Origin of the sequence: Micromonospora sp. NBRC 110037 (genome assembly GCF_001652995.1) — a bacterium.
GTDB lineage: Bacteria > Actinomycetota > Actinomycetes > Mycobacteriales > Micromonosporaceae > Micromonospora > Micromonospora chalcea.
Window position 1 is genome coordinate 689,715 of the sequence record NZ_BBVA01000004.1, and the last position, 21,861, is coordinate 711,575.

The following is a 21,861-nucleotide window of genomic DNA, read 5'->3' on the forward strand; positions in this document are numbered from 1 at the left end:
GTGTCCCGTTCGGACGCCTGCGGTGACACAAACTCCTTGATCACCGGGGTGGGGCGCGGGGTCAGGCCGCGACCACCTCCAGCAGGAGGGCCTGTTCGGGGTGCAGGGCGGGGAGCTGAACGCCGACCGTGCCCAGCACCGAACCGGTCACCGTGATGCCGTCGCCCGGCCAGGCCAGCCAGCCCGGCGGGGACAGCTCCAGCATCGCCGGCTCGGGCGCCTCGGCGGGCGGACGGACCCGGTAGCGCCGGGCCGGGTCCAGCCCTGGGAGCCGCACCACGCCCGGCACCTGCGCCGCCGAGGTGGCGACCCGGCTGACCGCGTACACCGCGTGGTCGCGGTCGTGGGCGACCACGCCGTGGGCCTGCACGGCCGGGTCCGGGTGGTCGACCCGGACCACCCGGCCGCCGTGCAGCAGCGGGCGCAGCCGCTTGTGCAGCGCCACCCAGGCGGCGAGCTCGGCCCGCTCGGTCGCGTCGATCGCGGTGATGTCCCACTCGATGCCGTGGTGGCCGAACAGCGCGGTGACCGCCCGGAAACCCAGGTCGTGCACGCGGTGCGTGGTGTGCGAGCGCTGCGGCCCGATGTGCGTGCCGATCAGCTCCGGCGGCAGCAGCAGGCCGGTCCAGCGCTGGATGGACAGCCGTTCCAGCGCGTCGTTGCAGTCGCTGGCCCATACCCGGTCGGTGCGGCGCAGGATCTCCAGGTCGGCCCGGGCACCGCCGGACGAGCAGCTCTCGATCTCGACGCCCGGGTGCCGGGCGCGCAGCTCGTCCAGCAGCCGGTAGACCTCCAGGGTCTGCGCGTGCACGCCGGGCCGTCCGGCGTGCCCGGCCTCGGTGAGGTCGCGGTTGTGGTCCCACTTCAGGTACGCGATCCCGTCGTGCTCGCTCAGCACCGCGTCGAGCCGTTCGAGCAGGTACGCGTACGCGTCCGGGTTGGCCAGGTCGAGCACCTGCTGGTGCCGCCACGGCGGCGGCAGCCGGCCCGGCGTCTGGAGCACCCAGTCCGGGTGGGCGCGGAACAGGTCGGAGTCGGGGTTGACCATCTCCGGCTCCACCCAGAGCCCGAACTGCATGCCGTGCCCGCGTACGTGGTCGATCAGCGGCTGCAACCCGTCCGGCCAGACCTCGCCGTCGACCCACCAGTCGCCGAGCCCGGCCTGGTCGTGCCGCCGGCCCCGGAACCAGCCGTCGTCGAGCACGAAGCGTTCCACGCCGACCTCGGCGGCGGCGTCGGCGAGCGCCCGCAGCCGGTCCAGGTCGTGGTCGAAGTAGACCGCCTCCCACACGTTCAGCGTCACCGGCCGCGGTGTGCGCGGGTGCGACGGGCGGGCCCGCAGGTGCGTGTGCAGCGCCTCGCTGAGCCCGTCCAGCCCGTCGGTGGAGTGGGCCGCGTAGAGCAGGGGAGTGGCGTACTCCTCGCCCGGCCCGAGCACGATCTCGCCGGGCGCCAGCAGCTCACCGCCGCCGAGCGTGGACTCGCCTGTCGGGCGGCGCTCGGCGGCGGTGACGTGGTCGCCGCTCCACGCGGTGTGCACCGCCCACACCTCGCCGTGCCGGAAGCCGAACCCGGCGGTGCCCGCGACCAGCAGCAGCGTGGCGTCGTGGCCGGTGCGGCCGTGCCGCCCCTCGCGCACCCACGCGCCCATCGGCCACGGGTGCCGCTGCGGCGCGCGTTCCCGGCACCACCGTCCGGTCAGGTCGAGCAGTTCGGTGGCGACCGCCGGCACCGGCAGCACGGGCGTCAGTTCCCGCAGCTCGTACCGGCCGTCGCCGTCGTTGCGCAGCCGGTGCCGCAGCGTGAGCACGCCCGCCGGGTCCAACGTGATCTCGACGGTCAGGCTCAGCCCGGCGCCCGGGTCCGCCGCCCGCACCACCACCCGCCCGGAGGAAAGGAAGGGCCCCTTGTTAACGCCTGGTGCATGTAAAGGGGCCCCTCCTAACCGCGCGGGCCCGCCGGCGGCGGCACCATCGGGCGGCGCCGCGGGCTCGTCGTGCACGTCGAGGCCGGTGAGGCGGAACGCCGTCGACCAGTCCCGGCCGTCGCGGTGACCGGCGAGACCGGGCCGCCCGCTCCACCCGGCGCTCGCCTCGGGCAGCAGCGACAGCACAGTTGGCGCGTCGAAGCTGCTCGGCACCACCGGCGGCACCGTGGCGTCGGCGAGCGCCGGCAGGTCCTCGTCGGGCAGCGGGCCGAGGTCGGCGCCCCAGTGCACGACCCGGGGCAGCCCAGGGCCGCGTGCGTCGAGCACCAGGCTGGTCCGCGCGCGGCGCAGGTGGACGATCGTCATCCCTTGGAGGCTCCCAGCGTCAGACCCCGGACGAACTGCTTCTGCAGCAGGAAGAAGATCACCAGGGTGGGGATCGCGACCAGCACCGAGCCGGCCGAGACCAGGTTGTTGTCGGTGAAGAACTCGCCGCGCAGGTTGTTCAGCGAGCTGGTGACCGGGAACTTGTCGCCGGTACGCATGAGCACAGTGGCCCAGAAGAACTCGTTGTAGATCCAGGTGACCTCCAGCGTGGCGAGCGCGGCGAGCGCCGGCCGGCACAGCGGCATCGTCACCTGCCAGTACTGCCGCCACACGTTCGCCCCGTCGACCATCGCTGCCTCGTACAGCTCGTGCGGCAGCGCCTTCATGTAGTTGCTGAGCACGAACACGCAGAAGCCGCACTGGAACGCGACGTTGACCAGGATCAGTCCCCAGTAGCTGTCGTACAGCAGCTCCGAGTCGCTCATCCAGGCCGGCAGCGGGATCTCGGTGAACATCCGGAACAGCGGGATGAGCAGCGCCTGCTGCGGCAGCAGGTTCGCCGCGGTGAACAGGCCGAGCAGCGCGATGTTGAGTTTCCAGCTGAACCGGGCGATCACGAACGCCACGCACGAGGCGAGGAAGAGCGTGAGCAGCACCGCCGGGACGGTGATGTACGCCGAGTTGAGGAAGTGCTTGCCGAACTCGGCGGTGCGCCAGGCGGTGACGTAGTTGTCGACGGTCCAGCCGCCGAGCGACACGTAGCCGTTGGCGGCGGTGTACTCGTAGGAGCGGAACGAGGTGAGCACCGCCCACAGGATCGGGAACAGCCAGCCCACTGCGACCGTACCCAGGAAGAGGTGCAGGACGGCCCGGGCGGGCCGCACGGGGCGGCGGCGGCCGGCGGAGACGGCGGTCATCGCTTGTCCTCCCGCATCACGGTCCAGAGGTAGATGGTGATGAAGACGAGCGAGACGGCCAGCATGATCGTCGCCAGCGCGGAGCCGAAGCCGATCCGGCTGGCCTCGCCGACCACGTTCTGGGTGACCAGCGCGGAGATCAGCTCCAGCCCGTTGCGGCCCTTGTTGATGACCCAGACCAGGTCGAACGCGCGCAGCGACTCGATCACCGTCACCACCAGCACGATGATGTTGATGGGGCGCATCACCGGGAAGACGACCCGGAAGAACGTGCTGGTCTCCGAGGAGCCGTCGACAGCGGCGGCCTCCCGCAGGGACGGGTCGACGCCCTTGAGGCCGGCCAGGTAGAGCAGCATGATGTAGCCGACGTGCCGCCAGCCGGCCGCGACCAGCACGGCCCAGATGTTGACGTTCGGGTCGCCGTACCAGTCGGTCTCGCCGCCGAAGACGCCGTTGAGCAGCCCCTGGTCGCGGCTGTAGATGAGCTGCCAGACGAAGCCGATGAGCGCCAGCGACAGCACCACCGGCAGGTAGAGCGCGGTCTGGTAGAAGCGGCTGCCGCGAATCTCCTTGTCCAGCAGCACGGCGAGGAACATGCCGAACGGGGTGGCCACCACGAACAGCGCGGCCAGCCAGAGCAGGTTGTTCTGCACCGCGGGGACGAACGGCGGGTAGATGTTCACCACGTCGTCGTAGTTCTTGAGGCCGACCCACTCGATCTCGGAGACCGGGCCGATGCCGTCCCAGTTCGTGCCGGAGAGCAGCACCGTCGCCACCGCGGGCAGCCAGACCAGGCCGGCGACGAGCAGCAGGGGTACCAGCACCATGAGCGTGATGACCACGCGGTCGGTGCGGGACAGGAGCCGTAGCCGGCGACCGCGACCACCGTTGCTGGTGGTCGCGGCCGGCGGCGGCACGGCGCGATCCGCTTGGATCAGGGGCAGGTCGGACATGATGTCCTTCCCCCTTCCGCCGTCAGCTGGTGAAGATCGACTTCTTCTGGTTCTCGATGCTGGTGAGCAGCCCGCCGATGTCCTTCGGGTCCTTGATGAACTGCTGCAACGCCGGGATCATCACGGTGGAGGCGAAGTCCGGCCGGGTGTCGCGGTCGAGGAACTGGGCGATCTCGGTGGCGGAGCCGACCAGCTCGGCGGCCTTCTTCTGCAGCGCGGTGTAGGCACCGGTGTCCGCGCCGCTGTTGGCGACGAGCGTGCTCGGGTCGTTCTTCACAGTGATGTCCGCTGCCTCCTTCGAGCCCAGGTACGTCAGCAGCTTCTGCGCGGCGTCCTTGGACTTCGGCTTGCGGGCCATCATGTAGCCGTCGATCGGGGCGTCCAGGGCCTTCGCGCCGATGGTGGAGTCGATCTCGGGGAACGTGAAGAAGTCCAGGTCCTCCAGGTCGGCGCCGCTGAACTGCTGGCCGACGAACAGGCCGAGCAGGTACATGCCGCTCTTCTTCTGCTGCAGCGACTGCGCGGCCTCCTGCCAGGTGCGGCCGAGCGAGTCCGGCTGGTGCAGGGGGAGCAGCCCGGCCCAGGTGTCGAAGACCTTCTTCACCTTGTCGGAGGTCCACGCCTCCTTGCCGGCCATCAGGTCGATGTGGAACTGGTAGCCGTTGATCCGCAGGTTGAGGATGTCGAACGTGCCCATCGCCGGCCAGCCGTCCTTGTCGGCGAACGCGATCGGGTTCAGCCCGTCCTTCTTCATCTGCGCGCCGAGCGTATTCAGGTCGTCCAGCGTCTTGGGCACCTCGTAGCCGCGCTGCTGCCACACCGACTTGCGGTAGAAGACGGCCCACGGGTAGTACGACGCGGGCACGAAGTACTGCTTGCCGTCGTCGCCGGTGGACGCCTTCTTGAACGCGTCGGAGTAGCCGTCGAGCTTGCCCCACACGTCGCTGAGGTCACCGGCCAGGCCCTTTGCCGCGAAGAACCGCATCCGGTAGCCGGCGAACCAGGTGAACACGTCGTCCGGCTTGCCCTGCAGGTAGTTGTTGATGTTCTCCTGGAACGTGTTGTGGTCGACCGTGTTGATGTTGACGGTCACCCCGGAGGACGTCTTGAAGCCGTCCATCACCTTCGCGACGACGTCCTTGGGCTTCGGGTCCGACTGGTTCGAGCCGACCGAGACGCTCTTGGCGTCACCGCCGGATCCGGAGTCGGAGTCGCCGCAGCCGGCGAGCAGACCGGTGCCGAGCAGCGCTCCCGCGCCGGCCGCGCCGGCGAGCAGCGAGCGCCGGTTCAGGCCGGCGACGGACGGGGGTACGAGCCGGGCGAGGTATTCGGCTTGCGAGCGGGGACGGGACATGGTGCCTCCTGCGTGGAAGAGGTGCGCTGCGCTCATGGACCGTGATCGTTGGCGGTGAGCGGTGTCGTGTCGGTCGCGGTAGATCCACCGAGAATCCACACGTCCGAACACAAACAGCCGGTGGCGCTTGAAGCTACCCCTTGGCGCGGCGCTGTCAAGGGGGCAAAAAGGCGACGCCGTCGGCGGTTAGGCGGGGCAAAGAGCCGGTAAACGTTGGAACTTCAGTCGATGTTGGAAAGTGTTGACTTGGGTGCTGTTCGGGGGCAACCTCTGCTGTCATGCGGAACTGGCACGGCGAGGGCATCTGGTACGGCGCCGACTACAACCCGGAGCAGTGGCCCGAGCAGACGTGGACCGAGGACGTCGAACTCATGCGACGGGCCGGCGTCAATCTGGTCTCGGTCGGCATCTTCTCCTGGGCCCTGCTGGAGCCCACCCCCGGTCGGTACGTCTTCGACTGGCTGGACCGGGCGATCGACCTGCTGCACGACGGCGGCATCAGCGTCGACCTGGCCACCGCCACCGCCAGCCCGCCACCGTGGCTGGCGCACCGGCACCCGGAGACGCTGCCCCGCCGCGCCGACGGCACGGTGCTCTGGCCCGGCGGCCGGCAGGCGTACTGCCCCAGCTCGCCGGTGTTCCGGGACCACTCGCTCGCCCTGGTCGAGGCGGTCGCCCGGCGGTACGCGCGCCACCCCGCCGTCGTGCTCTGGCACGTCTCCAACGAACTCGGCTGCCACAACGTGCACTGCTACTGCGACGTCAGCGCCGAGGCGTTCCGCGGCTGGCTGCGCGAGCGCTACGGCGACCTGGACTCGCTCAACGCCGCCTGGGGCACCGCGTTCTGGAGCCAGCGCTACCACGACTGGGCCGAGATCAACCCGCCGCGTACCGCGCCGACGTTCGCCAACCCCACCCAGCAGCTGGACTTCCTGCGGTTCTCCTCCGACGAGCAGCGCGCCCAGCTGCGCGCCGAGCGGGAACTGCTGAACCGGCTCGTCCCGCAGCCGGTCACCACGAACTTCATGATCGGCACCGGCATCAAGTACCTGGACTACCACTCCTGGGCCGCCGACGTGGACGTGGTCGCCAACGACCACTACCTCACCGCCGCCGACCCGCAGCCGCAGGTCAACCTGGCGCTCGCGGCCGACCACACCCGGGGCGTGGCAGGTGGCGCGCCCTGGCTGCTGATGGAGCACTCCACCAGCGCCGTCAACTGGCAGCCCCGCAACGTGGCCAAGACACCCGGTCAGATGCGCCGCAACAGCCTCGCCCACGTCGCGCGCGGCGCCGACGGCGTGCTGTTCTTCCAGTGGCGGGCCTCCCGGGCCGGCGCGGAGAAGTTCCACTCCGCGCTGGTGCCGCACGCCGGCCCGGACACCAAGGTGTTCCGCGAGGTCTGCCGGCTCGGCGCCGACCTGCGCGCGCTCGCCGAGGTACGCGGCAGCCGCGTCGACGCCGACGTGGCCATCCTCTTCGACTACGAGGCGTGGTGGGGCGCCGAACTCGACTCCCACCCGAGCGTCGACGTCACCTACACCGACCGGTTGTCCGCGCTGCACGCCGCGCTCTGGCGGGCCGGGATCACCGCCGACGTGGTGCACCCCTCGGCCGACCTGTCCCGCTACCGGCTCGTCGTGGTTCCCACGCTCTACCTCGTCCGCGACGCCGACGCCGACGCGCTGCGCCGGTTCGTGGAGGCCGGCGGCACCGCTGTGGTCACCTACTTCAGCGGCATCGTCGACGAGCACGACCACATCCGGCTCGGCGGCTACCCCGGCGCGTACCGCGACCTGCTCGGCGTACACGTCGAGGAGTTCTTCCCGCTGCGGGCCGGCGAGACGGTACGCCTCGACGACGGCGCCCGCGCCGACGTGTGGACCGAGTGGCTGCACGCCGAGGGCGCGGAGGTGCTGGCCGCGTACGCCGACGGGCCCCTGCCCGGCGTGCCGGCGCTGACCCGCAACACCGTCGGCGCGGGCGCGGCCTGGTACGTCGGCACCCGGCTCGACGACGAGGCCACCGACCGGCTGGTGGCCCGGTTGCTGGCCGAGGCCGGCGTCCGGCCGCCGGTGAGCGCGCCGACCGGGGTGGAGGTGGTCCGCCGCCGCGCGGAGGACCGGAGCTGGCTGTTCCTGATCAACCACACCACCGAGCCGGTACGGTTGCCGGTCACCGGCGTCGAGCTGCTCGGCGGCGCCCGCTGCGACGGCGAGCTGGAGGTGCCGGCGGGGGAGGTGGCGGTGGTCCGCGAGGAGCCCGCGCCGGCGCCCGTGAGCGCCTGACCGCAACCCTGCCGTTCGCGCCGATGGAGGTCCACATGCTCGCCCAGCAACGGCAGAGCGCCATCCTGGAGTTGATCCGCCAGAGTGGCGGCGTCCGGGTCAGTCACCTGGTCAGCCGCTTCGGGGTGTCCGACATGACGATCCGCCGCGACCTGGAGGTGCTGGCCGAACGCGGCCTGATCGACAAGGTCCACGGCGGCGCGACGCTCGCCGGTCCCGGCTCCACCGAGGAGCCCGGCTTCGCCGCCAAGTCGGTCCGGCAGCAGGCCGAGAAACGGGCCATCGTGGAGCGGGCCGCCGGCCTGGTCGAACCGGGGATGGCGGTGGCGCTGTCCGCCGGCACCACCACCGCCGCGCTGGCCGCGCGGCTGGCCGAGGTACGCGGGATCACTGTGGTCACCAACTCGATACCGGTGGCCGACGCGCTCTACCAGAACCCCCGCGCCGATCAGACAGTCGTGCTGACCGGCGGCATCCGTACCCCGTCGGACGCGCTGACCGGCCCGGTCGCCGAGGCGGCGATAGCCGCGCTCAACGTCGACCTGCTCTTCCTCGGCGTGCACGGGATGAGCCCGCGCACCGGGTTCACCACGCCGAACCTGCTGGAGGCGGCGGTGAACCGGCGGCTGATCGGTTCCGCCCGGCGGCTGGTCGTGCTCGCCGACCACACCAAGTGGGAGACGATCGGCATCGCCACCATCGCGCCGCTGGAGGAGGCCGACATGCTGATCACCGACAGCGGCCTGTTGCCGGAGGCCCGACGCCAACTCGGCGAGCAGGTCGGCGAACTGGTGGTGGTCCGGGCGGACTGAGTCCACGACCTGCCTCACAGCCACTTCTCAGTCGCGGCATTTAGGGTGCCCTGACGAAGCGTCCGACGGTCCATGTCGGAATGCAGTTCAGCGGGAGTGACCGATGGTCTTCAAGAAGATGTTGAGCGCGTTCGGCGTGGGCGGTCCGAGCGTCGACACGGTGCTCACCAACCCGAACACCCGGCCCGGGCTGACCCTGGACGGTCACGTCAACCTGGTTGGCGGCGACAGCCCGGCGCGGATCGAGCAGATCAACCTCGGCCTGGTCACCCGCGTCGAGATCGAGAGCGGCAACCACGAGTACGCGGGCGTCATGGAGTTCCACCGGCTGCCCGTCAGCGGCGCGTTCGATCTGGCGCCGAAGCAGCAGCTGTCGATCCCGTTCCAGATGCCGGTGCCGTGGGAGACCCCGATCACCGACGTCTACGGCCAGCGGCTGCACGGCATGACCATGGGCCTGCGTACCGAGCTGGCGGTGGCCCGCGCCGTCGACAAGTCCGACCTGGACCAGGTGTCCGTGCACCCGCTGCCGGTCCACGAGCGCATCCTGGAGGCGTTCCAGGCGCTCGGTTTCCGGTTCAAGCACGCCGACCTGGAGCGGGGCCACATCTACGGCGTGCCGCAGACGCTGCCGTTCTACCAGGAGATCGAGTTCTTCGCCGCGCCGCAGTACGCGCAGACGGTCAACGAGGTCGAGCTGACGTTCGTGACCAGCCCGCAGGGCGTCGAGGTGATCCTGGAGTGCGACAAGCGGGGCGGCTTCCTCAGCCCCGGGCACGACGTGATCGGCCGCTACTCGGTCCCGCACACCGACGCCGCCCGTACCGACTGGGTGCAGGTCGTCGACGGCTGGCTGCGGGAGACCACCGGCCGCTACGGCAGCATGCGCGCCCAGGGCTTCGGCATGCCGCACCACGGCGGCCACGGCTACCCGGGTCACCACGGCTACGCCGGCCACGGGCGGCGCGGCCCGGGCATGGGCGGCGTCATCGCGGGCGCCGCGCTCGGCGTCGCCGGCGGCATGATCGCCGGCGAGATGCTCGACGACGCCTTCGACGGCGGCGGTGACGACTTCGGGGACTTCGGCGAGGAGTGAGCAGACGCGACGACGCCCCCGGGACGGATCCCGGGGGCGTCGCCGTTCGCGCGGCGTCGGATCAACGTCCGCGGCGCTCCTTGCCGGAGCGGCGCGCGCTGCCCGCCTTCGACAGGCCACGGCTGACCAGGTACGCGCCGGTCAGCGCGGTCAGGTACCACCAGGCCTGGTTCGGGTTGTTGATGTTCAGGCCGTTGGCGGTGGTGCCCTTCCAGAACGCGGCGATCACCACGAGCGCGACCGCTGCGGCGTACACCCAGAACTCGGTGGTCAGGAACGCCTGCTTCGTCTCCGTACCCGGGGACGGCATGTTCTCCCGGTGACCGTCGTGCATCGACGGCATGTGCCGGGTCGACGTGTCCTGCATGCTCGACCGGTTCTGGACGTCGGACATCGGCCGGTTCATCGGCCTGGTGGATGCAGCCTGCGTGCTCATCTGGTCCTCCTCAGGATTTGATGAGTCGTTAACCTGCACACCCTCGCCCCGCTACCGCAGGTCGGCCACGGCGCGGTTCGCGCTCTGTGGCGGGGGCACCCTGGGTCTACCCGAGGCCGGAGACAAGGTAACCGCCGGTCGCCGTCGAATGGCCACCACGCTCGGCCTTGCAGCCGGAACCGGACACGAGGGCGCACACCGGTCCTCCCGCCGCCGGTTCCGGTTTCAGCCACCCACCCTCGGGCACGCAACACCGATACCCCGAGAGCTGCGAGGTGGTTGACGTGCGTGAGGACGACATGCGGCAGGACGCCGCCCGGCGGGCCGAGCAGCGGGTCGCCGGCGGCGTGTACGGCGACGGCGCGCTGGACGAGATCACCGTGCCGCAGACCGACGTGGAACGGATGCGGCAGGAACTCGACCCGGACGACCCGGCGGACGTACCCGTCGACCCGACGGTGCTGCGCGACGGCGGACCGACCCGGGGTCAGGGCGCGGTGACCACGACCGGTGGCACGGCCGGCCCGGCCAGTGTGCGCCGGTTGGCCCGGCAGCCCGAGAAGCACCCGGGCAAGGTGGCCCCGACGACGACCGGGGACGCGGGTACGGGTGGCCTGAGCACCCCGGCCGGTGGCTCCACGAGCGACAATTCGGCCACCGGCGCGCAGGTGGGCAACTTCACCAACAATCGCCCTAATCCGGGCTGACCGAGGCAGTACGCGAGGGCGGGGGTGGCCTCCGGCCACCCCCGCCCTCGCGCACCCGCGTCTTGACTGCGCCACTTCGCCGAAGTGGCGTGGTCAGCGCGGCCATGATGTAGCAACTTCCCCGTTCTGGTGCGAGGGTCGCCAGTTCGGCGGGGTGGTGTGGTCGGGGCGGGTGTGATGCAGCAACTTCCCCGATCTGGTGCGCGTGACCGCCACTCCGGCGAACTGGCGCGAACAGGCCACCCGGACACACGCCCCCGTCCGCCGCCCCCAAGCCCGCACTCGCCGATCTTGCACTTCCGACCCAAAAAATGTCCGTTTGATGGCGCTTTTCCGGGGCCGCAACTCCATGATCGCCGAGCGGGGCGAGGGGCGAGAGTGGGCGCGGCGGGACGTGAGGCAGCACGTGCTCGGCCCGGTCGATCATGAAGTTGGCGGCCGACTTGGAGATCGACAAGGCCGCCAACTCCATGATCAACGGGGCGGAGGCGGAGGCGGTCAGGGGGTGCGGAGGATGCCCAGGCGCTGGGTGGCTCTTGTCAGGGCCACGTAGAGGTCACTGTGGCCCCTCGGGGACTCGGACACGATGCGGGCCGGGTCGACCACCAGCACCGAGTCGAACTCCAGGCCCTTGGCCTGCTCGGTGGTCAGCACCACCACCCGGTTCGCCAGCTCGGGCTGCTCACCCACTGTCGCCTCCGGCAGCGCCGCCACCACCGCGCCGCCCAGCTCGTCCACCCGCCCGGTCGGCACCAGCACGCCGAGCCGCCCGTCGCCGAGCGACGCGGCCTCCCGGGCGGTCGCCTCGACCAGTTCGACCACGAGGCGGTCCGCCGGCACGGTCCGGTCCCACGGCGGTACGCCGGTGGCGCGTACCGAGCGGGGTGGCCGCAGCGCCGGGTCGATCTCGGCGAGCACGTCGGCGGCGACCGCCATGATCTCGGCCGGGGTGCGGTAGCTGACCGTGAGCTCCTCCAGCCGCCACCGGTCCGCCACGTACGGCGCCAGCGCCTCGCCCCACGACGGCGTGCCGGCGAGCGCGCCGGTCTGCGCCACGTCGCCGACGATCGTCATCGACCGGCTGGGGCAGCGGCGCATCAGCAGCCGCCACGCCATCGGCGACAGCTCCTGCGCCTCGTCCACGATGACGTGCCCGAACGCCCAGGTCCGGTCGGCGGCGGCGCGCTGGGCGGTGGTGAGCCGGTCGGACTCCTCCTGCCGTTCGGAGAGCCGGTCGGCGTCGATCAGGTCGGTGACGCCGAGGATCTCGCCGCCGTCTGCCTCGTCCTCGACGTCGATGGAGCGGGAGCCGCGCCAGATCTCCAGCACGCCCTCGGCGTACTCGCGTTCCAGCGCCCGGATCCGCTCCCGCCGGGCGACGGCGGCGCGCTCGTCCTCGCCGAGCAGTTCGGCGGCCTCGTCCAGCAGCGGCACGTCGGCGGGCGTCCAGCCGCCCGGCTCGCGGTGCAGCGCGGCCCGCTCGTCCTCGGTGAGCATCGGCGCGGCGGTGGCGATCCGCTCCGGCGAGGCGTACAGGTCGGCGAGCAGGCGTTGCGGGGTGAGCACCGGCCACAGCTCGTCCAGCGCGGCCCGGATCTCCGGCTCCTCGCGCAGCTCGCGGCGGATCTCCGCGCGGTCGGCCTCGGAGAGCAGGTTCTCCCCGCCGAGCGGGTCGGCGCCGATCCGCTCGGCCACCTGGTCGGCGAGCGCGTGGACGATCTCCACGTCGAACAGGGCGCGGGCCAGGTTGTGCGGGCGGCCGGTGCGGCGTACCCGGTCGCGGGCCTGCCGCACGGTGTCCGGGTCGAGCGTCAGCACCTCCCGTTGCGGCAGTTCGATGGTGACCGGCTCGTCGGGCACCCACTGCCGGTCGCGGACGGCCGCGGCGAGCACGTCGGCCAGCACCGCGCGGCCCTTGAGCGCCGCGGTGGTGGCGGGTTCCGCGCGGCGCGCGTGCACGCCGGGGAACAGGTCTGCCTGGGTACGCAGCAGCACGCCGGTCTCGGCCAGCGTGGGCAGCACCTGGGAGATGTAGCGCAGGAACGTGGCGTTCGGGCCGACCAGCAGCACACCGCGGGTGGAGAGCTGCTGGCGGTGGGTGTAGAGCAGGTACGCGGCGCGGTGCAGCGCCACCGCGGTCTTGCCGGTGCCGGGGCCGCCCTGCACCACCATCACGCCGGGCAGGTCGGCGCGGATGATCCGGTCCTGTTCGGCCTGGATGGTCTCGACGATGTCGCGCATCCGGCCGGTCCGCCCGGCGTTGAGCGCGGCGAGCAGTGACGCCTCGCCGGTCAGTTCCTCGTGGGCGGTGGGGGAGGCGGCGGTGATGTCCAGCACCTCGTCGTTGAGCCCGGTCACCTTGCGGTCGCGGGTACGCAGGTGCCGGCGGCGGCGTACGCCCTGCGGGTTGGCGGCGGTGGCCAGGTAGAACGGCCGGGCGGCGGGGGCGCGCCAGTCCATCAGCAGCGGGTCGTAGTCGCCGGAGGAGTCGAAGATCCCGATCCGGCCGATGTAGCGGACCGCGCCGTCGTCGCCGTCGAGGCGGCCGAAGCACAGGCCGCTCTCCACGGCGGAGAACTGCTCGACCTGGTCGGCGTACATCGCCACGGTCGAGTCGCGCTGGGAGCGGGCCTGCTGTGTGCCGCCGGTGTGGCGCAACTCCTCGTCGAGCCGCCGGGCGGCCTGTTCCCGCATGCCGTCCAGCCGGTCGTACAGCATCGAGACGTATTCCTGCTCGCGGCCGATCTCGTCGTCCTGGCGCAGGTCAGCCGACACGTCGGAGTGCGTTGACAATCCGGCTCCTCATTGACTAAAATTGCCGCAGGAATGGCATTCAGAAGCCATTCCTTTTTTGTGCCTGAACTGAGAAAGATAGCGCGTCGGCCGCCACCCGACCAAGCCCGGACACGACTCGGGGCCCGGTCGACGTCAGCCGACCGGGCCCCGGGCACGGCGATTCTCAGCCCTTGGCCGCCTGGTAGAGCCGCTCCGGCGTGACCAGACCGGCGATCACCCGGCCGTCGTCGGTCAGCAGCACGCTGAACAGCTTGCCGCTGAGCAGCCGGCCGCTGCCCCAGTCGCCGCTGACCTTCGGCAGGTCACCGAGCACCTGGGCGAGCATCTGGGCGTCCGGCGCGTCCGCGCCGGGCTTCGCGCCGTCGCCGGTCGCCGCATCGCCGATCTTGGCGACCACCACGGTGGTCCAGCCGGTGCCGACGGTACGCACGTCCGGCTTCTCGGCGTCCTTGCGATCGAACCGCTTGCCCGCCGGACCGGGCCGCTCGCCCTCGGTCGCCTCGGTGACCTTCACGCCGGGCGGCGGGTTGAACCGGAACTGGTCGGCCTCCGGCGTGCGGAAGTCGACCTGGGTGAACGCCACCTGGAACGCGGGCTCGTCCTGCCCGTCGGCGAGCACCTGCAGGCGCAGCGGCACGTGCTCCTTCGCGTCCAGCGCGATCCGGACCTGGTGGACCAGGGACGCCTTGTCGCGCGGCGTGAGCACCAGCTCGTACGCGTCCCGCCCGGCCACTGTGGCGGTGCGGCCGACGGTGACCGCGGTGGTCGGGTCGATCGCCTCCAGCGCCCGGTCCGCGGCGTCGGCCGGGGTGGCCGGCACGGTGGCCCGGTCCGGCGCGTCGGCCGGCAGCAGCCGGTGCGTGGCGGTGTTCTCCCGGCTGTTCCAGGTCCACACGTCGCGGCCGTTGCGCAGGATGTCCTGCTCGCCGAGCGTGTCGACCAGCGCGAGCCGCTGCCGGTCCTCGCCGCCGTACCAGACGCGCAGCGTGTGCGTACCGGAGACCAGGCCGGCCAGGTCGTTGCCGGCGGCCCGGCCGGCGAGCGCGGCGATCGGCGGCAGGCCGAGGTCGGCGCGCTGCACCACGGTGCCGGAGAGCCCGTCCAGGCGGGACGTGCGCAGGTCTTCCAGGAGCTGGGCGGCGCTGCGCGGCGGCAGCGCCGGGTCGGCGCCGGCGGCGAACGTGCCGACGGCGGCGCCACCGCCGATCACGGCGACCCCCGCGGTCACCGGGACCAGCCAGCGCAGCACGGCGCGGTTCTTCATCACGGACATAGTGTGCACCTCCTGCGCACCATGCTGCGCGAGCGTCGCTGTGACCACGCTGAGGAGATCCCCTACGGGTGACCCCATGGTGGCACCCTGGACCGGTGCGGTTGCTGGTGGTGGAGGACGAGACGCGGCTCGCGGCGGCGCTGCGCCGTGGTCTGTCGGCGGAGGGTTTCGCGGTGGACGTGGCGGCGACCGGCCCGGCCGGGCTGGACGCGGCGCGGCACGGCGAGTACGACGCGATGATCCTCGACGTGATGCTGCCCGGCCTGTCCGGCTACGAGGTGGTGCGCCGGCTGCGCGCCGAGCAGCGCTGGCTGCCGGTGCTGATGCTCTCGGCCAAGGACGGCGAGTACGACCAGGCCGACGGCCTGGACTGCGGCGCCGACGACTACCTGACCAAGCCCTTCTCGTACGTGGTGCTGCTGGCCCGGCTGCGGGCGCTGCTGCGTCGCGGCGCGCCCCGCCGGCCGACCGTGCTCACCGTGGGCGACCTGCGCCTCGATCCGGCCCGCCGCCGGGTCACCCGGGCCGACGCCGAGGTGGTGCTGACCAGTCGCGAGTACGCGCTGCTGGACTATCTGATGCGCCGCCCCGGCGAGGTGGTCTCCAAGACCGAGCTGCTGGACCACGTCTGGGACGCCTCGGTCGACACCGCCCCGAACGCGGTGGAGGTCTACGTCGGCTACCTGCGCCGCAAGATCGGCCGGGAACGGCTGGAGACGGTACGCGGCGCGGGCTACCGGCTGGCCACGTGAGCCGCTGGGTACGCGGGCCGCTGCCGCGCCTCGGCCTGCGGGCCCGGCTGCTCGCGCTCGGTGTGCTGGGGCTGGCGGTCGGGTTCGCGTTCGGCGGGACGCTGCTGGTCGGCGCGCTGGGCTGGACGCTGCAGCGCTCGGTGGACGAGGAGGCGCTGCGTACCGCCGACGCGGTGGCGCTGCTCACCGCCGAGGACGCGCTGCCGGACCCGCTGCCGGTGGCCGGCGGGCAGTTGCGGGTGCAGGTGGTCGACGTCCAGGGCCGGATCCGGGCCGCCTCGATCGACGCGGACCGCCTGGTGCCGATGCTCGGCCCGGACGAGCTGCGGCCCGGGCAGCGGCAGCGGCTGGTGGTGGACGGGCGGCGGGTCGGCATGCCCGGCCCGGTCCGGGTGGTCACGGTGCCGGCCGGCACGCCGCAGGAGCCGCGTACGGTGCTGGTCGCCAGGTCGCTCACCGACGTGCGGCACAGCCTGCGCGTGGTCCGCAACCTGCTGCTGGTGGGCTTCCCGCTGCTGGTTGCCGGGCTGGGCGTGGTGGCCTGGCGGGTGGTGGGCGCGACGCTGCGACCGGTCGAGCAGTTGCGCAGCGGCGCCGCCGAGATCACCGGGCGGGCCGGGGCGGAGCGGCTGCCCGTACCGGCCGGGCAGGACGAGATCCACCGGCTCGCGGTCACGCTCAACGACATGCTGGACCGGCTGGCCGCGTCCCGGGACCGGCAGCGGGCGTTCGTCGCCGACGCCGCGCACGAGCTGCGCAGCCCGCTGACGAACATGCGTACCGAGCTGGAGGTGGCGCGGCGGCTCGGCGACGACACCGACTGGCCGGCGGTCGCCGACGACCTGCTCGCCGACACCGAGCGCCTCAGCCGCCTGGTGGACGACCTGCTGCTGCTGGCCCGCCTGGACGAGCAGGACGCCCGCCCGGCGCCGGTGGGCCCGGTGGAGCTGGGCGAGCTGGTGCGCGCGGTGGCGGCCCGCTACCCGTCGCCGCCGCTGCGGCTGACGCTCCCGGACGGGCCGCTGTGGGTCGAGGGGAACGCGGGGGAGTTGCGCCGGGTGCTGGTGAACCTGGTGGACAACGCGCTGCGGCACGCGCGTACCGGCGTGGAGCTGGCCGTGAGCGGGCCGGACGGGGCGTACCACCTGGTCACGGTGACCGACGACGGGCCGGGCGTCCCGGCGGCGGACCGGGAGCGGGTGTTCGCCCGGTTCACCCGGCTGGACGACGCGCGGGCCCGCGACGCGGGCGGCGCGGGCCTGGGCCTGGCGATCGTGCGTGAGCTGGTGCGCCGGGCCGGCGGCGCGGTGGAGCTGGCCGACGCGACGCCGGGCGCCGCCGCGCCGGGGCTGCGGGCGACGGTACGGCTGCCCGCGCTGGCCGAGCCGGACCCGGAGTGAGCGGTCAGCGGCGGCGTGTGGTGCAGACCGGGCCGGTGCGGGCGACGGTGTCGGTGGACCAGACGAGCGCGACGGTGAAGCAGTAGTCGGTGGTGCGGTCGAGCCCGTAGGCGATGTAGTCGGCGGAGCCGGCGGGCAGCGTGGCGAACGTGCCCTGCGGCTGCCCGGCACGGCCGCCGGCGACCACCACCGGTCCTTCCGCGCCCGGCGGGTACGTCCAGCTCAGCACGATGCTGTCGCGGCGGTCGGTGAGCGTGAAGCTGCCGGGCGGGGTACCGGGCTTGGCGGCGGCGGGAGTGGACGGCGCGGGACCGGCGGAGGTGGGCGGAGGCGCGCTGGACGCCGGTGCGCCGGTGGCCGGTGGCGGGGTGTCGCGGCGGTCGTCCACCCGGGACACCCCGGCGATCACCGCGATGGTGCCGAGCAGCAGCGCCACCACCACGCCGAGCACCACGAGCGGCAGCCAGGGCAGTGTGCGCCGCTCGGCGGCCGGTGGCCGGGGCACGTGCACCGGCAGGTAGCGCGACGGCGGCTCGGGCGGGGCCGGTGGCACCCGGCGTACGCCGTCCGGCTCGTCGCCGGTGAGCCCGACCACGGTGGGCGGCAGCGGGTCCGCGCCGGGGCGCCACAGCTGGTCGGCCGGCTCGTCGGGCGGCCAGGGGTAGTCGTCGAGCGCGTCGGCGTCGGCGTCGGGCGCGGTACGCGGCGTCGGCACGTGCGCGGTCTCGGCGGCCCGGCCGGGCGGGTGGTAGAGCGGCGTCTCGACCGGCTCGTCCAGCGCGGGCGGGCTGTACGGCGGCAGGTCGTGCGGCCCTTCGTCCTGCGGCGGGACCCGCGCGGCGGGCACCACCGGCGTGGTCCGGGCGGGCGGCGGCTCGGGAGCGGGCGCGGGCGGGGGCGCGGGGCAGACGTGGTCCGGGTCGGCGGCGGCGCGGGCCAGCCCGGCCACCTGGGCGGCGAGCGGGTCGTCGGGGTCCAGGTGCAGGCGGCACAGCTCCTCGGCGAGCGTCAGGTGCTCGTGCGCCTCGGCGTACCGGCCGCAGTCGCGTTCCATCGCGCCGAGCTTCGCCAGCATCTTGATGCCGCTGGGGTGGCCGTCGCCGTAGACCTCCCGGTGCAGCTCCCAGGCGTCCTGCAACCGGTCGCGGGCCACCTCGCACTGGCCGCGCGCGTACTCCACGGTGGCCAGGTCGGCGTGCGCGGCGAGCACCCGCTGCGATTCCGGGCCGTCGCGGGCGGTCAGCTCGATGATGACGTCGGAGTAGAGCCGGGCGGCCCGGGCGTCGCTGCCGACCCGGTGCAGCACCGCGGCGAGCGTCGCGGCGGCGGTGACGGTGCGCTCGTCGGAGCGGCCGAACAGCCGGGTGGCGGCCGCGTACGCGAACGCGGCCCAGCCGCGGGCGGAGTGCGGCTCGCCGAGCGCGACGAGCACCCGGGCCTGGAGTCCGGCCGCCTCGGCCAGTTCGGGGGAGGCGTTGTCGGGGCGGGGATCGGCGTCGCTGAGCGCGTCGGCGAGCAGCCGCTCCGCGCCGGTGAGGTCGCCTTCGGACACCAGTTGGTGCGCCTGGACGGTCAGGTCAGCGAAGCCGGAGGACACGCCCCATCGTGCTCGTCCGGCGACGGTATGTACAAGACCCGGAGTGGATCAGTTTGGTCCCGAATCCGTCAAGTGTTCGGCGAGCGTCTCGCTGATCCGGCGTAGCTGGTCGACCTGGGCCGGGCTGAGCGCGTCGAACAGGTGCCGGCGTACCCCCTCGACGTGGCCGGGCGCGGCGGCGGCCAGGGTGGCGAAGCCGGTGTCGGTGAGCACGGCGATCTGCCCGCGCCGGTCGGTGGGGCAGTCCTCGCGGCGGATCCACCCGGACGCCTCCAGCCGGGCGGCGGCGTGCGAGAGCCGGCTGCGCGAGGAGCCGGTGAGCTCGGCCAGTTCGCTCATCCGCAGCCGCCGGTCCGGGGCCTCGGAGAGGCGGACCAGGATCTCGTAGTACGCGTGCGGCATGCCCGCGTCGCGTTGCAGCTCGCGGTCGAGCGCGTCCATCAGCGCCCGGGAGGCGGTCAGGAAGGCGCGCCAGGTCCGCTGCTCGTCGGGGTCCAGCCACCGGGTCATGACGCCCATCATAGCGCCGATAGTTGAACGCTCAACAAAACCGGGGTACGGTCGGTGGCATGGGCATCCACCGACTCAACCACGCCGTCCTCTACGTCAGTGACCTGGAGCGCAGCGTCGCCTTCTACCGCGACGTGCTGGGCTTCCGGCGGGTCCCGATGACGCCCGAGGGCTTCCGCGGCGCCGCGTTCCTCCAGGCGCCCGACTCCACCAACGACCACGACCTCGGGCTGTTCGAGATCGGCGCGGCGGCCGGGGCGTCCCAGGCCGGCCGGGCCACCGTCGGCCTCTACCACCTGGCCTGGGAGCTGGACACGCTCGACGAGCTGGGCGCCACCGCCGAGCGGCTGGCCGCCGCCGGAGCGCTGGTCGGCGCGTCCGACCACGGCACCACCAAGAGCCTCTACGGCCGCGACCCGGACGGGCTGGAGTTCGAGATCGTCTGGATCGTCCCGGCCGAGCTGCTCGACGACGCAGCGCTGGCCGCGCGTACCCGCATCGGGCGGCTCGACCTGGACCGCGAGCGGCAGCGCTACGGCGGGCAGACCCGCGGCGGCGTGGGCATCTCCGTCCCGGTCTGAGCGGGGTTCACGGCCGGTCCCGCCGCGCCGTGCGGTAGAAACGGCACCATGTCGACCGACGCCGTCCTGCGCGAGCTGCTCGTCCGCCAGCTCGACCACTGGCTCCCCGCCGCGCTGCACCGGGCGCGGCGGGCCACGCTCGCGCTCGCGTACGCCGGGGGTGACGCCACCGGCGCGGAGGAGGCGTTGCGGGTGGTGGCCGAGTTCGCCGACCGGCTGCGCGGGCGGCGGCTGACCGTGCTGGTGGTGGCCGACGACGGCACCGACCTGGCGACGCGGCTCGGCGCCGCCGAGGCCGCACTGCCGGCCGACGTCGCCGTGCACCTGGTGCCCGGCGGACCGGACCGGCTGCCGGTGGCGCTCAAGGCCGCGGGCGCGGCCGGCGCGCCGCTGCTCACCGTGGCCGACGGCGCCGACCCGGACCCGGCCCTGCTCGCCGCCGCCGCGTCCGGCCGCCCGGCCGAGCTGCTGCTGGTCACCGTGCCCGGCCGGTCGCTGCGCCCGGCGCTGAGCGCCGCCGGGTTCCCGCTCGCCACCGAGGTCGAGCTGGTGCCCGACGGGGACGCCCCGGCGCGGCTGCTCGGCTACGCCACCGGCTCCGACAAGGGGCTGGAGACGGTCAAGGAGGCGCTCTGGGCGGTCGACGAGTACGCCGGGGTGCGCTACCGCGACCCGGCCGACCCGCAGGGGCGGCTGCTCGACATCTCGCTCGAACCCGAGCCCGGCCCGCTGCGCCGGGAACTGCTGGCCGAGCTGGCCCGCTCCGGTCCGCGTACGGTCACCGAGCTGCGCCGCTTCGCCACCACGGCGACCGTCTACCGGGCCGCCGACGCCAACCGGGCGCTGGCCTCGCTGCTCGCCTCCGGCGCGGCGACCCGCGATCCCGAGCACGGCCGGCTCGGCGGGGACGTGCTGATCAGCGCCGCCCCGAACGCTGGGTCATCTGCTTGACCACTATCGAGGCTCCGGTGGCGACCACACCGATGCTGAACACCATCTGCGCGCACACCGCGATGCGGGCGATCTGGCCCTGGGCGTGTACGTCGCCGTAGCCGACAGTGGTGAGGGTGGCCAGCGCGAAGTAGAGCGCGTCGACCCGGGTGCGCAGGCCGACGAACTCGCCGGGCCGGGTGTTCGCCACCACGTAGTCGCCGAGCGCGAAGACCAGCAGTCCGGCGATCAGCGCGACCGCGAGCCGGGTGAGCGCCCGGTCCTCGTCCCGGCCGGTCGGCTGGTCCTTGACGAGCTGGCGGCGGACCTGACCGGTGACCAGGAACGCGATCACGGCCACCAGGATCGCCGTGCCGATCGAGCGCAGGGCCAGCCGCAGGCCGTTCGGGTCGGCCTCGACCGGCACGAGGAAGTAGCCGACCAGCATGAGCGCGCAGGCCGCCACGGCCCGCCGTCGTATCCGCCGCAGGGACAGGTCCGTCATGCGGCGATTCTCCGGTCACGGGGACGCCGTGGCGGGCGGAACCGCGAACCCGGCCCGCAGACGACGAGCGGGGTGCCGGCACGTCGCCGGCACCCCGCTCGTCGCCTGGGAAGGTCAGGCCTTGTCCTGCTTCCACGACAGTGGCCCCGGAAGGTCCACGCGGTGGGCGCGGGTGTTCGAGTTCCAGGACCAGCGGCCGATCTTGATGCTCCACGACGAGAAGCCGTTCTGGGTGAAGTGGAGGATCAGCGGCCCGTACTTCTTACGCTTGCGGAACTGGACGCCCATCGGGGGTGCCTCCTTCTCTCCCTGCCTCTGCAGTCGTCTGCATGCCTTCGCGGCATCGAACATGCCCGGATCGACGATTCGCGAAACCCTGCCCGGTCCGCTCTGGACGGTGGGACTGCCGCCCGGCAAAATCTCTATCCAACGGGTAGGTGTTAAGGAGTCGTAAATGCTGGTGGGGGTGGGTCGTAACAAAGCCAGCGATGAAAGTCTCACTGAATGGAAGGGCATTGACCGGCGTGGAGAACGGTCGGCAGCATGAGGGCATGTCGCAGCGGGACGAGCTTCTCCTCACCGCTCGCGTGCACGTCGACCTGGTCCGGCACGCGAGCGCGCTCTGTTGAGCCGAGCGCTCGTCGTTCCCTCTCCGCCCGTCCGTTCCCGCAGCCGGCGCACCGTGGCCCGGCGCGGCACG

At 72.8% G+C, this 21,861-nt stretch carries 20 protein-coding genes; 9 read left to right on the forward strand and 11 right to left on the reverse strand.

Annotated elements, in window-relative coordinates; all coding sequences use genetic code 11:
* Positions 1-61: 61 nt before the first annotated feature.
* The 4 genes from A4R25_RS16140 to A4R25_RS16155 are packed head-to-tail and all read right to left on the reverse strand — an operon-like array spanning position 62 to position 5,478.
* Positions 62-2,293, reverse strand: a complete 2,232-nt coding sequence (locus A4R25_RS16140; protein WP_064447213.1) for an alpha-galactosidase — start codon at positions 2,291-2,293, stop codon at positions 62-64.
* Positions 2,290-3,171, reverse strand: coding sequence for a carbohydrate ABC transporter permease (locus A4R25_RS16145; protein ID WP_064447214.1), 882 nt, complete (start codon positions 3,169-3,171; stop codon positions 2,290-2,292). Before A4R25_RS16145 ends, A4R25_RS16140 begins: the two co-directional genes overlap by 4 nt.
* Positions 3,168-4,124 (reverse strand): carbohydrate ABC transporter permease, encoded by a 957-nt coding sequence (locus A4R25_RS16150; protein WP_064447215.1) that lies wholly within the window; start codon positions 4,122-4,124, stop codon positions 3,168-3,170. Before A4R25_RS16150 ends, A4R25_RS16145 begins: the two co-directional genes overlap by 4 nt.
* Positions 4,125-4,146: 22 nt before the next feature.
* Positions 4,147-5,478: an ABC transporter substrate-binding protein gene (locus A4R25_RS16155; protein WP_043325545.1), complete on the reverse strand. Its 1,332-nt coding sequence runs from the start codon at positions 5,476-5,478 to the stop codon at positions 4,147-4,149.
* A gap of 278 nt (positions 5,479-5,756) precedes the next feature.
* Between A4R25_RS16155 and A4R25_RS16160 the strand changes: the two genes are divergently transcribed.
* From A4R25_RS16160 to A4R25_RS16170, 3 genes are all read left to right on the forward strand, one after another.
* On the forward strand, positions 5,757-7,766 hold the full coding sequence (locus A4R25_RS16160) for a beta-galactosidase (protein ID WP_064447216.1): 2,010 nt from the start codon (positions 5,757-5,759) through the stop codon (positions 7,764-7,766).
* A 35-nt stretch (positions 7,767-7,801) separates the two neighbouring features.
* Positions 7,802-8,578 (forward strand): DeoR/GlpR family DNA-binding transcription regulator, encoded by a 777-nt coding sequence (locus A4R25_RS16165; RefSeq protein WP_030501763.1) that lies wholly within the window; start codon positions 7,802-7,804, stop codon positions 8,576-8,578.
* Between the two features lie 103 nt (positions 8,579-8,681).
* A complete protein-coding gene (locus A4R25_RS16170) occupies positions 8,682-9,674 on the forward strand; it encodes a sporulation protein (protein ID WP_064447217.1) in 993 nt (330 codons plus the stop codon).
* A 61-nt stretch (positions 9,675-9,735) separates the two neighbouring features.
* Here the strand turns inward: A4R25_RS16170 and A4R25_RS16175 are convergent, their stop codons facing one another.
* On the reverse strand, positions 9,736-10,110 hold the full coding sequence (locus A4R25_RS16175) for a hypothetical protein (RefSeq protein WP_043325541.1): 375 nt from the start codon (positions 10,108-10,110) through the stop codon (positions 9,736-9,738).
* 284 nt (positions 10,111-10,394) lie between these two features.
* Between A4R25_RS16175 and A4R25_RS16180 the strand changes: the two genes are divergently transcribed.
* Positions 10,395-10,817: a hypothetical protein gene (locus tag A4R25_RS16180; RefSeq protein ID WP_043325539.1), complete on the forward strand. Its 423-nt coding sequence runs from the start codon at positions 10,395-10,397 to the stop codon at positions 10,815-10,817.
* Between the two features lie 498 nt (positions 10,818-11,315).
* Here the strand turns inward: A4R25_RS16180 and A4R25_RS16185 are convergent, their stop codons facing one another.
* Both A4R25_RS16185 and A4R25_RS16190 read right to left on the reverse strand, forming a co-directional pair.
* Positions 11,316-13,535: an AAA family ATPase gene (locus tag A4R25_RS16185; protein ID WP_231915546.1), complete on the reverse strand. Its 2,220-nt coding sequence runs from the start codon at positions 13,533-13,535 to the stop codon at positions 11,316-11,318.
* Between the two features lie 241 nt (positions 13,536-13,776).
* Positions 13,777-14,886: a sigma-E factor regulatory protein RseB domain-containing protein gene (locus A4R25_RS16190; protein WP_064447219.1), complete on the reverse strand. Its 1,110-nt coding sequence runs from the start codon at positions 14,884-14,886 to the stop codon at positions 13,777-13,779.
* 95 nt (positions 14,887-14,981) lie between these two features.
* Between A4R25_RS16190 and A4R25_RS16195 the strand changes: the two genes are divergently transcribed.
* Together A4R25_RS16195 and A4R25_RS16200 are read left to right on the forward strand one after the other, a co-directional pair.
* On the forward strand, positions 14,982-15,638 hold the full coding sequence (locus A4R25_RS16195) for a response regulator transcription factor (RefSeq protein ID WP_043325535.1): 657 nt from the start codon (positions 14,982-14,984) through the stop codon (positions 15,636-15,638).
* Positions 15,635-17,038, forward strand: a complete 1,404-nt coding sequence (locus A4R25_RS16200) for a cell wall metabolism sensor histidine kinase WalK (RefSeq protein ID WP_064447220.1) — start codon at positions 15,635-15,637, stop codon at positions 17,036-17,038. Before A4R25_RS16195 ends, A4R25_RS16200 begins: the two co-directional genes overlap by 4 nt.
* A gap of 4 nt (positions 17,039-17,042) precedes the next feature.
* Here A4R25_RS16200 and A4R25_RS16205 read toward each other — a convergent pair whose 3' ends face one another.
* Together A4R25_RS16205 and A4R25_RS16210 are read right to left on the reverse strand one after the other, a co-directional pair.
* Positions 17,043-18,635: a tetratricopeptide repeat protein gene (locus tag A4R25_RS16205; RefSeq protein ID WP_064447221.1), complete on the reverse strand. Its 1,593-nt coding sequence runs from the start codon at positions 18,633-18,635 to the stop codon at positions 17,043-17,045.
* 48 nt (positions 18,636-18,683) lie between these two features.
* Positions 18,684-19,154: a MarR family winged helix-turn-helix transcriptional regulator gene (locus A4R25_RS16210; RefSeq protein ID WP_064447222.1), complete on the reverse strand. Its 471-nt coding sequence runs from the start codon at positions 19,152-19,154 to the stop codon at positions 18,684-18,686.
* A 50-nt stretch (positions 19,155-19,204) separates the two neighbouring features.
* On the opposite strand from A4R25_RS16210, the gene A4R25_RS16215 reads away from it, so the two are divergent.
* Together A4R25_RS16215 and A4R25_RS16220 are read left to right on the forward strand one after the other, a co-directional pair.
* Entirely contained in the window at positions 19,205-19,726 is a 522-nt protein-coding gene (locus A4R25_RS16215) for a VOC family protein (protein ID WP_043325531.1), read from the forward strand.
* Positions 19,727-19,774: 48 nt separating this feature from the next.
* Positions 19,775-20,677: a hypothetical protein gene (locus A4R25_RS16220; protein WP_064447223.1), complete on the forward strand. Its 903-nt coding sequence runs from the start codon at positions 19,775-19,777 to the stop codon at positions 20,675-20,677.
* Here A4R25_RS16220 and A4R25_RS16225 read toward each other — a convergent pair.
* Complete coding sequence (locus A4R25_RS16225) at positions 20,643-21,161, reverse strand: potassium channel family protein (RefSeq protein WP_064447224.1); 519 nt, start codon at positions 21,159-21,161, stop codon at positions 20,643-20,645. The genes A4R25_RS16220 and A4R25_RS16225 overlap by 35 nt on opposite strands.
* Positions 21,162-21,275: 114 nt before the next feature.
* Positions 21,276-21,449, reverse strand: a complete 174-nt coding sequence (locus tag A4R25_RS30385; RefSeq protein ID WP_064498970.1) for a DUF4236 domain-containing protein — start codon at positions 21,447-21,449, stop codon at positions 21,276-21,278.
* Positions 21,450-21,649: 200 nt separating this feature from the next.
* Here A4R25_RS30385 and A4R25_RS31135 point away from each other — a divergent pair, with 200 nt between their 5' ends.
* Positions 21,650-21,790 (forward strand): putative leader peptide, encoded by a 141-nt coding sequence (locus A4R25_RS31135; protein ID WP_157539073.1) that lies wholly within the window; start codon positions 21,650-21,652, stop codon positions 21,788-21,790.
* Positions 21,791-21,861: the final 71 nt, after the last annotated feature.

Coding starts and splice junctions, on each gene's coding strand:
- A4R25_RS16150 (WP_064447215.1), bottom strand. CDS start 4,124: ATGTCCGACCTGCCCCTGATCCAAGCGGATCGCGCCGTGCCGCCGCCG.
- A4R25_RS30385 (WP_064498970.1), bottom strand. CDS start 21,449: ATGGGCGTCCAGTTCCGCAAGCGTAAGAAGTACGGGCCGCTGATCCTC.
- A4R25_RS16155 (WP_043325545.1), bottom strand. CDS start 5,478: ATGTCCCGTCCCCGCTCGCAAGCCGAATACCTCGCCCGGCTCGTACCC.
- A4R25_RS16190 (WP_064447219.1), bottom strand. CDS start 14,886: ATGTCCGTGATGAAGAACCGCGCCGTGCTGCGCTGGCTGGTCCCGGTG.
- A4R25_RS16225 (WP_064447224.1), bottom strand. CDS start 21,161: ATGACGGACCTGTCCCTGCGGCGGATACGACGGCGGGCCGTGGCGGCC.
- A4R25_RS16145 (WP_064447214.1), bottom strand. CDS start 3,171: ATGACCGCCGTCTCCGCCGGCCGCCGCCGCCCCGTGCGGCCCGCCCGG.
- A4R25_RS16210 (WP_064447222.1), bottom strand. CDS start 19,154: ATGGGCGTCATGACCCGGTGGCTGGACCCCGACGAGCAGCGGACCTGG.
- A4R25_RS16215 (WP_043325531.1), top strand. CDS start 19,205: ATGGGCATCCACCGACTCAACCACGCCGTCCTCTACGTCAGTGACCTG.
- A4R25_RS16170 (WP_064447217.1), top strand. CDS start 8,682: ATGGTCTTCAAGAAGATGTTGAGCGCGTTCGGCGTGGGCGGTCCGAGC.
- A4R25_RS16220 (WP_064447223.1), top strand. CDS start 19,775: ATGTCGACCGACGCCGTCCTGCGCGAGCTGCTCGTCCGCCAGCTCGAC.
- A4R25_RS16175 (WP_043325541.1), bottom strand. CDS start 10,110: ATGAGCACGCAGGCTGCATCCACCAGGCCGATGAACCGGCCGATGTCC.
- A4R25_RS16160 (WP_064447216.1), top strand. CDS start 5,757: ATGCGGAACTGGCACGGCGAGGGCATCTGGTACGGCGCCGACTACAAC.
- A4R25_RS16140 (WP_064447213.1), bottom strand. CDS start 2,293: ATGACGATCGTCCACCTGCGCCGCGCGCGGACCAGCCTGGTGCTCGAC.
- A4R25_RS31135 (WP_157539073.1), top strand. CDS start 21,650: ATGAAAGTCTCACTGAATGGAAGGGCATTGACCGGCGTGGAGAACGGT.
- A4R25_RS16185 (WP_231915546.1), bottom strand. CDS start 13,535: ATGCTGTACGACCGGCTGGACGGCATGCGGGAACAGGCCGCCCGGCGG.
- A4R25_RS16165 (WP_030501763.1), top strand. CDS start 7,802: ATGCTCGCCCAGCAACGGCAGAGCGCCATCCTGGAGTTGATCCGCCAG.